The sequence below is a fragment of the Prolixibacter sp. SD074 genome, from assembly GCF_009617895.1.
Classification (GTDB): domain Bacteria; phylum Bacteroidota; class Bacteroidia; order Bacteroidales; family Prolixibacteraceae; genus Prolixibacter.
On the sequence record NZ_BLAW01000001.1, the window covers coordinates 2,418,666 to 2,431,648 of the forward strand.

8 protein-coding genes and 1 tRNA gene are annotated in these 12,983 nt (G+C 45.8%); 1 reads left to right on the forward strand and 8 read right to left on the reverse strand.

Annotated elements, in window-relative coordinates; genetic code table 11:
* Positions 1 to 5: 5 nt before the first annotated feature.
* From GJU82_RS10505 to GJU82_RS10530, 6 genes are all read right to left on the reverse strand, one after another.
* The gene (locus tag GJU82_RS10505; protein WP_153632103.1) at positions 6 to 1,736 is read right to left on the reverse strand and encodes a PKD domain-containing protein; all 1,731 of its coding nucleotides are present in this window, start codon (positions 1,734 to 1,736) and stop codon (positions 6 to 8) included.
* Positions 1,737 to 1,787: 51 nt separating this feature from the next.
* Entirely contained in the window at positions 1,788 to 3,323 is a 1,536-nt protein-coding gene (locus GJU82_RS10510) for a RagB/SusD family nutrient uptake outer membrane protein (RefSeq protein WP_194831028.1), read from the reverse strand.
* Positions 3,324 to 3,349: 26 nt separating this feature from the next.
* Positions 3,350 to 6,415: a TonB-dependent receptor gene (locus tag GJU82_RS10515; protein WP_153632105.1), complete on the reverse strand. Its 3,066-nt coding sequence runs from the start codon at positions 6,413 to 6,415 to the stop codon at positions 3,350 to 3,352.
* A gap of 441 nt (positions 6,416 to 6,856) precedes the next feature.
* The gene (locus GJU82_RS10520; RefSeq protein WP_153632106.1) at positions 6,857 to 9,757 is read right to left on the reverse strand and encodes a triple tyrosine motif-containing protein; all 2,901 of its coding nucleotides are present in this window, start codon (positions 9,755 to 9,757) and stop codon (positions 6,857 to 6,859) included.
* Positions 9,758 to 9,804: 47 nt separating this feature from the next.
* Entirely contained in the window at positions 9,805 to 10,212 is a 408-nt protein-coding gene (locus tag GJU82_RS10525) for a co-chaperone GroES family protein (protein ID WP_228488664.1), read from the reverse strand.
* Between the two features lie 141 nt (positions 10,213 to 10,353).
* Positions 10,354 to 10,440: transfer RNA gene (locus GJU82_RS10530), tRNA-Ser, on the reverse strand.
* Between the two features lie 221 nt (positions 10,441 to 10,661).
* Between GJU82_RS10530 and GJU82_RS17965 the strand changes: the two genes are divergently transcribed.
* Positions 10,662 to 10,850: a serine dehydratase beta chain gene (locus GJU82_RS17965; protein ID WP_373921460.1), complete on the forward strand. Its 189-nt coding sequence runs from the start codon at positions 10,662 to 10,664 to the stop codon at positions 10,848 to 10,850.
* Between the two features lie 159 nt (positions 10,851 to 11,009).
* Here the strand turns inward: GJU82_RS17965 and GJU82_RS10540 are convergent, their stop codons facing one another.
* Together GJU82_RS10540 and GJU82_RS10545 are read right to left on the reverse strand one after the other, a co-directional pair.
* Positions 11,010 to 11,849: an endonuclease/exonuclease/phosphatase family protein gene (locus GJU82_RS10540; protein ID WP_153632107.1), complete on the reverse strand. Its 840-nt coding sequence runs from the start codon at positions 11,847 to 11,849 to the stop codon at positions 11,010 to 11,012.
* Between the two features lie 158 nt (positions 11,850 to 12,007).
* The gene (locus GJU82_RS10545; RefSeq protein WP_153632108.1) at positions 12,008 to 12,970 is read right to left on the reverse strand and encodes an alpha/beta hydrolase; all 963 of its coding nucleotides are present in this window, start codon (positions 12,968 to 12,970) and stop codon (positions 12,008 to 12,010) included.
* Positions 12,971 to 12,983: the final 13 nt, after the last annotated feature.

Here is a 12,983-nt window from a genome sequence, read left to right on the forward strand (position 1 = left end):
AAATGTTAAAACTGAGCAGATTTAATACCCTCTACTGACGGGCCTTGCAGTTCATCGAAATAAAAATCGTCAGCACTATTATTGGTATCTGAATTCAGCATAATACGAACGACGTTGTAATAATCGTTGCTGAATGTAGGATCGGTTGTTACATCAGCTGTCTGGCCTTGCGCTGTGCCAGCTCCGGTAAAGTCGAAAATTACTGGTTCCCAAGTGTTATCCTGCTTAATTGTGTAAGTAGCAGCCTGAACTCCAGTTGTCCATGCGTTGCCAGCTAAATCACTGTTCTCAAGTTTCAGGAGCACCACGTCGCCGGCTTTGCCATAAACCATTAACGAGAAAGTATGAACCGTACGCAGGTCGAAACGATAACCGGCAGGTAATTGCATATAAGCATTGGCGTACTGCTGTGCTTTATTACTGAAGTGAGCTACATAAGCAGACTTGTTGGGATATATTTTAGAAGGGTTTGCAACCACCTCAACCGAGCAATCCTGTCCCAGAACCGGCTCCATCTGTACTTCACTAAAATCGTTGTACATCACCATTACATTAGGCTGGAACGGAACATAATCCGGTGAGTTTTGAGCTACGACAACCGAGGTCGTTTTCACTTGCTGCTCATTGGCCTCCAGTGTTGCTGTAACCTGATAGGTACCCTGGCGCATGTACACATGTGATAGCGCCTGGTGATAATCAGTGACTGAAACCGGATCGGTTCCGTCACCGAAGTCATAGGTTACCTGGCTGATGCTGATTCCTGAAGGAACCTGAACGTTAGCCAATGAAATATCAAATGTATTGGCATCCGCTCCGGCTGCAACACTTAAATCCCATTTTACGGTTGGTTTCACGTATCCTTTGGGGATCAACTGGTAATGCCATGCGCTGCCATCGGCTCCGGTAGCAACCAGGTCAAGTTTATTTTCTGAAATGCTAAGGATTTCATATTTCCCGTCTACTGCACCCACGTCAAAGGTTGGGAAAATAGGGGTAGGACCGCTCAGGATCAGGTATTGTTTACCATTCTCGGACGAAACAGACCAGCTCCCCGGCCCGGGAGTGTAATCAACGGTCAAGTCGCCACCGGCATCAACGGGGTTCGAATAGAATGAGACACCCGACTGGAAGCTCTTCACAAAAGACTTACCATGATTGGTGTACGTAGCGACAAATCCATTGAGTTTGAGATTCAACTCATCATCGTAGGCGCCAAAACCACTTTTATCCATAGGAGCGGCACTCCACCAACTGGTACCATCACTTCCGGCAGGGCCGACACCATAGTGGGCCTGGGCCAGTGAATCGGCTACCCATGTTTTACCGTTCAGGTTATCAACACCACCCGAAAGGGCGATGATTGCCGGATCCTGGAAGTAAGAATAATCAGTGGCATCCTGCGAATATTCTTTCGTTACAGATGCCGAACCGCCCGACGTATAAAGCGTCAACGTAACCGTGTATTTTCCTGATAAAGGATAATACGGAGTAACAGACTCTCCGGTTCCTTTATTTCCATTACCAAAATCCCATTTTGCAATTCCGGTAATACTGGAAGTATTGGTAATTACCGGATGAAATTCATCTGCTCCCTGGGCAATTGTGAAAGACAACTGATCAGCCGAGGGCTTGGGCCCGAGTTGCGGACCGTCTAGAACCTGGGGATCGCACGATGAAAAAGCCAGTGCCAGACCACCCAGGATGAATATATAATTGAATATCTTATTGATTTTCATCTCATATCAGTATTAATATTTCAAATAAGAATCGACAAATCAGAACACTGCTTAGTAGCCCGGATTCTGTTCCAGGGTCCTGTTGGTGTTGTCAATTTCAGACTGCGGAATAGGCAGGTACTCGTTGCGGCCCTCTTGCCAGTTGCGATCACCCAGTACGGATGATGCACGTCCGGTACGAACCAGGTCCCAGTAACGCTGACCTTCGAAAGCCAATTCGAAGCGACGCTCTTTCCATATCGCTTGTACCAAATCGGTTCCGGTTGCCGTTACGGGGGACAGTCCCACGCGGGCACGCACCTGGTTCAGGTATCCCTGAGCTTTTGCATCGTTACCACTACGGGCATAAGCTTCCGCACCCATCAACAGTACATCCGGGTACCGGATAACGCGAACATTGTTCGGATAGTTGATCATCGGTTCGCCATCAGGAGCCACATTTTCCTTCAGCGGCGCATTTTTCCGGACAAAGTATCCGGTGTTCTGATAGCCCGGTTTGTATTTAATCTGATCACCTCCGTTGAGCGTCGCGTTCATCATACCCGTTTCATCCATGGTACCGTCCGATACATCGATAATAGAGTATTCGAAACGCGGGTCGCCTTTCATATCGTTAGCCAGTTTTTCGGTAACAGGAGAGAATCCCCAACCCGCCTGGAAAGTAGGTCCGTTGTAGTCGCGCATACCGATCATCACAGTGGCGATGTTTCCTTCGCCGCCGGGCAGCCAGCCCCAATCACCCCATTTGGAGTTATACGAGTGCTGAATTTCGAATACTGACTCAATATTATTACGTCCGGCACTGGTAAAAATCTGGCCATAGTCAGGCACCAAATCGTATGCGCCTGAGTTCACAACATTATCAACCAGGGTAGCCACCTCACCCATGCGGGTGTCGTCGTTTTCGAACAAAATAACGCGGCCCAGCAATGATTGAGCGGCACCTTTGGTAATGCGTCCTTTCTCGCTATCCGAAACACTTAACGGAAGATCAGGAATCGCTTCAGTCAAATCTTTTTCAATCTGGGCATAAATATCTGCGGGCGCACTCTGCGGGAAGTCATACTCTGAAGGGTTCAGCGTTTTCAGAATCAATGGGAGATTTCCGAACCAACGCTCCAACTGGAAATAATAGAAAGCTCTCAGAAATTTAACCTCAGCAGTCGAACGCTTGGCAAAATCGTCAGAAACAGTTGCTCCGGGAAGCTTTTCCAGGAAAAGGTTAGCACGGTAAATACCGCTGTAATAACGTCCCCAGATACTAGCCTGCGGGCCCAATGTCGGGGTCAGGCTGAAATTATCCAGCGCTACCCAGGCAGGCTGGTCTCCGGCGTTGGCACCGCCGGCATAAGTGTCGTCAGAAGCAACATTTGCGAGTGTTTCTTCAGGGATATACCCCTGGAAACCGCCCCATTGCAATACGTCGTATACCGCGACCATTGCATCATACATGTCCTGTTGATTCTGGTAAAAGTTCTCCTCAACCCGTGTGTTGAGCGGCTTCATGTCCAGGTAATCGGAACATGACGTAGAGGACAGGATCACCAGGGAGAAAAGGGCAACTTTGAGAATATTTTGAATTTTCATCTTTCTTGTCATTTTCCTGTTAAGCATTAGAAAGTAAGGTTTACACCCATCATGTAGGTACGCGGCTGCGGATAGATACCACGGTCAATACCTCCATTGATTTCGGGGTCAAAACCTTTGTAACCGGTAATGGTGTAGAGGTTCTGTGCTGAACCATAGATTCTCAGTCTGGAGATATGCAACCAATTGGTGGCCCCCGTCGGCAATGAATAGCCGATCTGTAGGTTTTTGATGCGAAGGTAATCGCCGTTGTGTACATAAACGTCAGACGAACGATAGTTACGGTTGGTATCATTCAACGTCACACGGGCATGCGTATTCGATGTACCCTCACCGGTCCAGCGATTCAATGCATCAGTGGTATAATTGGCATTAGCCAGGTCATAACGGTGCGAAGCGTCATAAATATCGTTTCCGGTTACGCCCTGCAGGAACAGGTTGAAATCCCATCGACGGTAGCTTGCTCCGATATTCAGTCCGTATGTCCAACTTGGAGTCGGGTCACCAATCATGGTGCGGTCCAGGTCGCTGATGGTTCCATCATTGTTTGCATCAACAAAGCGAACATCGCCCGGGACAGCACTTTGACCGTATTTTGAGTTGTAAGCATCGGCTTCTGCCTGGTTCTGCAGGATACCGTTGGTTTTGTAACCGTAGAAATAGTTCATCGGTTTCCCTTCTTCGATGCGGGTAATCTGCATACCCTCTGGTCCCCATACCTGTCCTGTAATGTAACCTGACTGATTACCGATTTTCTGAACCTCATTCTTCAGATAAGAAACCGTCAGTCGGGTATCCAGACTCACCTGACCAATCTTGGCTTTGTAGCTGAATTCACCGTCAAAACCAGTGTTCAACATATCACCCAGGTTAGTTAGCGGGGCCGCATTACCGACCAGTGCAGGGATCGGTGCAGTCACCAACATATCACGGGTTAATTTATGATAATAGTCGAGTGCAAAACGGAATTTATTTTTCAGCAAGCCGATATCCAAACCGATGTCAGTCTGCTCAACTGTTTCCCATTTCAGGTCGGGATTCGAAATTTTCGTGGGACTTGCACCGGGAGTCAGTGTTTGATCAACACCAAAAGTATAACGGCTTCCGCTACCAATCAGCGATGTATAAGCATAATCGTCGATTTGCTGGTTCCCGTTTTGTCCCCAGCTGGCACGAATCTTCAGGAAATTAACGACGCTGCTGTTAGCCATGAAATCTTCCTGCGAAAGCACCCATCCGGCAGAGAATGAGGGAAATACTGCATAACGGTTGTTCGGCCCGAACTTCGATGAACCGTCCATACGAACCGTGCCGGTAAACAGGTACTTGTCTTTGTAGCTGTAGTTCAAACGGCCAAAGTACGACAGCAACGATGAGTGCCATGCATAGCCGTACAGATTTTCACTGGTTTCGTTCTGTGCATAGTCAAAATAATTCATCGTGGGATCGTAGAAGGGCATTCCCTGTTTTGAACCGCCCATGGTATTCCCTTCAGCTTTATAAATGGTATTACCTAACAGAAAAGTAAAATCATGCGTATCATTCCACAGATTATGATAAGTAATTGTGTTTTCCCAGTTGAAGTTCAATGACTTGCTGGAAGCGCGGTGCATACTGTTGTAATCCTGATAATTGGTAGCGTTCAAATAGTGAACCGGAGATGAACTATCGTCACCCCAGAAAGCAATATCAGCACCGAAGGTCGACCGCAACTTGATATTCTTCAGAATCGTCAATTCAGCGTACAGGTTTCCTACGAATTTATCGGAGTAGCCTTTATTATGCTGAATAGCAAGTGCAGCTACCGGGTTCACAATCTCGGAAGTCACATAGGGAGAAATTCCGTAAGGTTGTCCGTTGGTGTTGGTCACTGCATTGGGATAGTTCGCCAGCAATGCAGAAGCAGCCGTTGAATCGGTTACCACGACCGGGGTAATCGGATCCATGTTGAGTGCGCGGCCCAGCGGGGATCCCCACTCAGTATTCTCTTGTACTCCTTCGCTTTTCGTGCGGGAATAACCAAAGTTGTGACCAAATTTGAAGATTTTGGAAACATTGTGGTCAGCATTAAAACGAAGAGTCAAACGCTCGTAATTAGAATGTCCCTTGGCAACAATACCCACTTGTTTAAAGTAAGAAATGGAAGTCAGGTATTTCGACCTGTCGTTTCCACCCGATATAGTCACCTGATGATTTTGGATAGGGGCATCGTAGTTAAACACCTCATCCTGCCAGTCAGTACCTTTTCCATAAGAATATGGATCCGAAAAAATCGGCTGGCCGCCACCATTCACAGAGGCTTCGTTCATAATCACCGCGTACTGGGTTGCATCCAGAAGCGACAATTTCTTCCAGGGATTCTGCACACCATAATAACCATCGTATGAAACCCTCATTTTGCCGGCTTTACCATTTTTGGTCGTAATCAGTACAACACCATTCGCACCGCGCGAACCGTAAATAGCAGCAGAAGCGGCATCTTTCAGCACCTCGATGGATTCAATATCACCGGGGTTCAGGTAATCAATTCCCCCGTCAACCGGAACACCGTCGACAACATACAAAGGCTGTGTACCTGAGTTAATGGATGAAGTACCGCGGACTTTCACGTCCAGCCCGGCACCGGGTTGACCAGAGTTGCTGGTAATAATAACACCGGCGGTACGTCCTTGAAGGGCTTGTTCGGTCCGAAGATTAGCTGTTTTATTAATATCAGAAGAGTTTACCTTGGCAATGGCACCGGTTACAACACTTTTCTTTTGTGTACCATATCCAACAACCACTACTTCATCGACGTCCAACGTTTCATTTTGCATGCTGACGTTGATTTCCGATTGTCCCTGAACAGGAACTTCCTGTGTTTTCAATCCGATAAACGAAAACACAAGGGTGGCGTTGTCGCCCACCTTAATAAAATAGTTACCGTTAACATCGGTGATGGTTCCTGTTGTGGTACCTTTTACCGAAATACTAACGCCCGGAACCGGCGAACCATCTTCAGCGCTGGTCACCGTTCCCTGTACATTTCGTTCCTGCGCAAATCCCATTGTTGCCAAAAGGACCAGAAACGTTAACATAAAGACTTTTTTCATAGAGTAGGATCAAAGTTTAAAACAACATCGATTTAACATTGACTTTACAAATACAGTCACAAAAAAAGTCTTCATATAGTGCCCGAAAGAATTTTACCCCCCAACAAAAACTCATCAAACACTTTTTAACAATACATCATTTTTTCATCATATATTTATTAATGCTCTAATTTTAAGATTATTAAAACTCAAAAATGGCAATATCACACACTGGTTTTGACTACATCAAATAGAAAAACAGGGAAGGTTGACAGAGGTATGACCAATATTAAGCAAATGTGAACTACCAGTATTGTAAGAAACAGGGGCTTTTTGTGCAGAATACAAGCAAAAACACTCTCCATCAGCAAATCCAGATAAAGCGTATTGAACAGGAAAGAAATATATTGTACTACAACGAGAAGACGCAAAGGGAAAGAGGCGTATTTTTCTAGCAATATTCTAAAAACGAAGAATAAAGTCGGTGAGATTATCGTGACGTTGCAAGCCCAGTTTTTTACGTAACCGGTATCGACTAATTTCAACTCCCCTGACGGAAATATTCATCAAGGCGGCAATTTCCTTGCTGGAAACATTCATCCGCAGATAAGCACATAATTTAAGCTCTTTAGGAGAAAGCTCAGGAAATTGCTCTTTTATCCGCGTCAGGAAATCTTCATGGACAGTTTCGAAATGCGTTTCAAACACCTGCCATTGCTTTTCGTTGTCTACCTGGCGGTCGATGCGTCTCAAAATACTCCTTAGCCGGGCCTGTAGATTTTCATCTATTACATTCTCCGTCGCATTCTTGAGATCGTTTTTGATTTTGATGAGCATCTTGTTCTTCTGAATCATCTCCATTGAAGCATTTGCCAACTCTTTTTCTTTATGAACCATTTCATTGCGCAACTTATCGTTCCGTAACCGGATGATTTCTTTATCAGCTTCCAACTGTTTTCGTCCCAGTTCTTCCTCCCGCCGGGCATAAAGTTCCCGTTGCCGTTTAGCCTCTTTCTCTTTAGAACGTTTCATTTTCAATCGAACAACATGATAAACGCCCCAAACAAGCAGCAAAAACAAGAAACCGTAGACAAGATAAGCCCACACACTTCGGTGCCACGGAGGTAATATCGTAAAGCGATACGTAGCCGGATCACTCTCAACTCCGTAACGGTTGATCCCCCGTACCATGAAAGTGTAGTCTCCCTCCGGCAGGTTGGTGTAATCGCGCATGGTACGCCCCGACCAATTATTCCAGTCATCATCAAATCCCTCTAACTTCAATTGGTAAGTCACATGCCCGATGTTTTCCATGTCGGCAGCTGCGAAATAAAAACGAAGGTCATTTTCCCGGTAGGGAATAGATGGGACCTGCTTTTGCGCCCCGTTACCGTAAAAAATCACCGAATCGGTTTTAATAACCGACACTTTACTAATCAACGTATAAAACTTGTTGTTCCACGATTTAATGAAACTTGGGTCGTAATGAGCAACGCCGTCGTCATAGCCAATAAAAACATCCTGCTCATCGACCGGCAAAACAAATTCGAAAGTAGGAAGAAACCTTCCCGACAAACTCCGAAAAGGCATTTCAACACTACGGTAAGTTCCGTCAGGCTGCTTCTGCATCACACCCGCCTGATTATTCCGGAAATACCAGATGTTACCACGTTTGTCTTCCCGGATGTAGCTTAATCCGGTTAATTTCCCAAATAACCCGGAATAGGTTTGACTTTTACGAAAGCTGTTCGTACCGGGAAAATATTGATATACGCCATCGGTAGTCAGGAAAACCAAGCTCCCTTTCAACCGATAAATTCCCACGTTGGTGGCTTGAGGCAGTCCCTCTTTCTTTCCATACAACTCAGTACGAATGACATGTGTATAATCATCGCTGATTTCTATCCGGAAAACCCCCCGATAACCGTGTTCCATCCAGATATTTCCCTTGTCATCAAACTCGAACTGCCGTGATGACTCTTTGAAACCCTCAATTTCGTTTACGTATTTCCAGCCTTGCCGACCTTTCTTAAAAAGCGACAAACCATTATAATGCCCCCCGATCAGCAGCTCAGGATGCCCCGGGACTTGCTTAAACCCCCAATATCCGATAACAGACGAAATCTGTTGCGGCTTTCCGTTCGTTATTTGAAACGCTCCAGCATTGTGCCCAACTAGCAAAATGTTGTCGAATACGCCCAACGACCAAGCCTGGCCACGGGTTGCATTCATCATGGCAAATCGTCCCAAACGCTTAATTTTCTCATTCGAATCCCAGCCGTGGTACACCACTCCCTGATTAGTCGCCAGAAATATTTTACCCTTATAAATTGCTGCAGAATAAGTCGCACCGACACCGTTGTTAAAACCGATGAGCGAAAGCGGAGAGTTAATTTTTATCTGGGAAATACCATTATCGAGCCCAAGCCAGAGATTGTGATCGTTATCGACGAAAGCAGAGAGAACCGTATTGTTTTGTAATCCCTCCTCCCGACTAATATCCTGAATAATATTCCCTTTCGAATCGGTAATAAGTACTCCATGAGAAATGGTCCCAAAAGCATAGTGGCCGCCGTCAATTTGGGCTATCCCCATTACACGGTTTGCCTTCAAAAGCTTGTCAGCAGGAGTATTCCAAGGCATCATCTCTTTGCCGTTATACAAAAAAACGCCTTTATTCTGTGTCGCAACCATATACCGGTTTCCAGAAAACGGTAATATTCCCCAGATTTCCTGACCAATTATTTTTTCCATCCCGGGAAGCGTAACCAGCCGTCCGTTAACCAGCTCCTGTAATCCCTTTGCTCGATTGTCGATCCAAAATCGGTCATTCACTTTAAAAGAAAAATGGAACAGCTCATCGTTCCCCGCATGCAAAATCCGGAACGCTTTGCCATCCCAAATCATAAGGCTGGTATATGACTGAAAAACCAATTGGCCTTTATATTTGTATATACGCCAAACCTCGCCGAAGTTTTTTTCGTTATCCGGAAGATGAAAAGACATAGAATGATAAGTCATGCATCCCTGCTGGTCAGGATGAAAATAACCAAATTCGTTGAAGCCGCCGACGTAAACCCGGTTTTCATCGCCAATCAACAACGAGCGTACAATGGATGAATTGGGTAAGGGATAGGTGTTCCAATTGACGCCATCGAACTGTAAAAGCCCGTTATTATTGGCAAAATAAAGCTTACCGTCCCTCCCCTGGGCGATAGCCCAGCTTTGCGTGCCGGCGTTATATTCCTGCTTGGTGAAATTTTTAATAACGGGCAGACCAATACTCTTTATCGCTCCCTGAAGCGATTCACCAAAAAATAAAAGCAATACGAAAAAAACGGATATTATCCTTTTATCCATCATAAGCCTCCCATTATTCCCGGTCTTTATATCCGGGTATATCAAATCACTTATTCGAAAAGGCCTTCGTCTCTCACCAACATCAGAATCGCTGAGTGCGGGAGAATAACATACTTTTCCTGGTTAAATTCGATTTCGTAACCCGATTGACTAAGATAGATGGCTAAATCACCAGCTTGCGCCTGAAGAGGAACATATTTTACCTCTTCTTTTTTATCCTTCCACGGCTCATCTTCGTCGGCCATAGCCGGAATAGGAAATCCCGGACCAACTTTAATGATGTAACCGGTTTGTACTTTTTCTTTCTCTACAGCAGTAGGGGGAAGATATAACCCGGATTTTGTCTGCGTATTCGGATTCTTTGGCTTTACCAATACCCGATCTCCTACCAGGATAAATTTCGCAATATCCTTCTTATCAATATCCAGCGTCATGTCAGCTAAATCGTTTGTTGGCACAAATATACTATTTTGTCAGGAACTAACTTCTGAGGTCCAGTATAGATACCTGGGCCATAAAATACAGGGTGAATTTAGATGAAGGGCAATGGAAAAACAAAAAGCCCCGCATCAATGCGAGGCCCAACTCAGAAATAAATGCGGAGAGTGAGGGATTCGAACCCCCGGTACCCCGAAGGGTACAACAGATTTCGAGTCTGCCCCGTTCGACCACTCCGGCAACTCTCCAAAAGCGGTGACAAAGTTAAGAATATTCGACAATATCAAACAATCTCGTCTCAAAAAAGCCAGTAATAGAGACAAGCATAACCCATCTTTTAAAAAACGTTGAAATCAGTAGAAACCTGAAAACGGAAAGCTCATAAAAAAACAAGTAATTTTCATCACTGCTACGTGGAAAGACCGTTATTTCACAACAAATATCACCGCTAACGGAATCCATCAAAGAAATTTTCCGAACTGGTAATGGCCCCTCGTCCAGTCATACGATGGGACCAAAAAAAGCCGCCAAACGTTTTCTGTCCAAAACACCTGGCGCCTCAAGTTATCAGGTTACGTTATACGGAAGCCTGGCTGCCACTGGCAGGGGCCACCCAACCGATGTGCCATACAGAAAGCGTTGGGTGCTGACAGAATAACCATTCTGTGGAAACCGGGAGCATTTTTAAAACGTCATCCTAACGCACTAAAGCCGTACGTTTCACATACCAAAACGAATCAAACAACAGCTAGAACAATCACGGGCCGGAATCTATGACAGGAATTCCGGCTCTTTTTTTATCTCTTCTAAACTCGTATCAATCAATAAATTTGGCCTCCACCAGTACGGGAAGATGATCAGACGGATAGCGTTGCTCCTTTGAATCGGAGAGAACGCCATAACGCAACACCCTCACCTTATCGGTGACAAAAATATAGTCGATCCGGTCCTTCAACGGTGAGTTGAAATCAAATCCCTCGAACGTGCCAACCGGACCGTAAGGTGGCGAAAGTGTCGCCAGGCGCGAGTCTTTCCACTGACTGCGAATTAAGCCAATCGCATTGGCTTCGGGGGCCAGGTTAAAATCTCCGGTCAGAAAAACCGGTAACCGGCCGCCTCCAAGTTCCTGCACTTTTTTGTAAATCAGTTTCGCCGATTCTTCCCGGGCTTTTCCCCCGACATGATCGAAATGAGTGGTAAAAACGAAAAAGGACTGGTTGTTCTCCTGATCCCTCAGCTTGGCCCAGGAACAAATCCTTACGCACGCTGCATCCCATCCCAATCCAGGCTTATCGGGAGTTTCCGACAACCAAAAGTGTCCCTGCTCCTGCAACCGGTAACGGCGGGTATCGTAAAAAATTGCTGAATATTCGCCGGCTTCTTTGCCATCATCACGACCAACACCCACGTAATCAAAAGTCTGCATGCCCTTTTTCAAATCGACAATCTGATCGTGCAAAGCCTCCTGCACACAAAAAACGTCTGCTTTATGAAATTTAAAAAGAGCAATAACATCCGCTTTCCGGTTGGGCCAGGCATTCACTCCGTCATCGGGATTATTATACCGGATATTGTAAGTGATGATGTTCATTGTTTCCTGCCCAAAAACCGGTATGGTCAGAAAAAGAAAAAGAAAGTAAGTCAGGAGTTTTCGCATGATAAAATGGATTTTTGTTAGGATACCATACAATGATCGCTGTTTTTCTCCATTTTTCATAATGCTTTAAGGACTAAAATCAATATTGATCTCCCCATAAAAAGAGGCTGTCTCCGTTTCCGGGAAACTGCCTCTTGCCTGTTTTGATGCTTTTCTACTTAGTTGTCGCAAAAATCGTAAAGGGAACCGCCTTTTTTGTAGTTCGGACTCTTGTCGATGGTATGAATCTGCGCCTTTTTATCCCAAATGATGTAGTTGTAAGCAAAATCGACAATGTCACCCACCGATTGGGTCATAGGCAATCCCGACATTTCGTGGCCTGCGCCGCAGCGGGTTTCCAGCCAGTAAGTTTTCCCCAGTTTACGCAAGCGGTTGGCAATGGTATACGAACCATCCAGCATCATGTAACCCGGGCTGTCGACGCTACAGTAGTGATGCGGTGCGGTAGTATAAGGCACGAGCTTATCAGCCGTTCCGTGAAACATCATTGTTGGAATGGCTGTTTCGTCCGTAATGTTGGCAGCATTCACCATAGCGCCTGCAAAAGAAATCACTCCCGCATAACGGAATCCGGTAGGCAATTCCTGTTTCCCTTCCACCCATTGCGTAACCGGACGGTATGCAGCATTCAAAACGGTTTCGGCACCCGCACTACTTCCCGAAATAATAATGCGGCTGGTATCGATACCGAATTTTGCGTTATTCTTCAGCATAAAAGCCGTAGCGCTGCGCAAATCACTCACCGCCTTCCGGAAGGTTTCCATCTTTTTATCGGCCGGGACTTCGCAACCAAAACCGTCTTGCTTCCGGGTTAACCGGTACGAAATAGAGGCGGTTACATACCCCTTCTTTGCCAAATGGGTGCAAAGATTCACATCGCTTTTGCCATCGCGGCTTCCGCCGGAAAATCCGCCGCCATGAACATGGATCCAGGCCGCCCGGTCAGTCGTTTTATCCCCTTCCGGGAAATAGATATCCATTTTCAATTCCTGGCCGTCTTTCACGGCATAGGTGTACGTTTGCCTGGTGTAATTCGTTGCAATTTCATCTTTGTAGCGGGTTTGCGCCGATACAACGACCGCGACGAACAACGCCAGCAAGGTCAGTATTCTTTTTTCCATGCTTTAATAATTT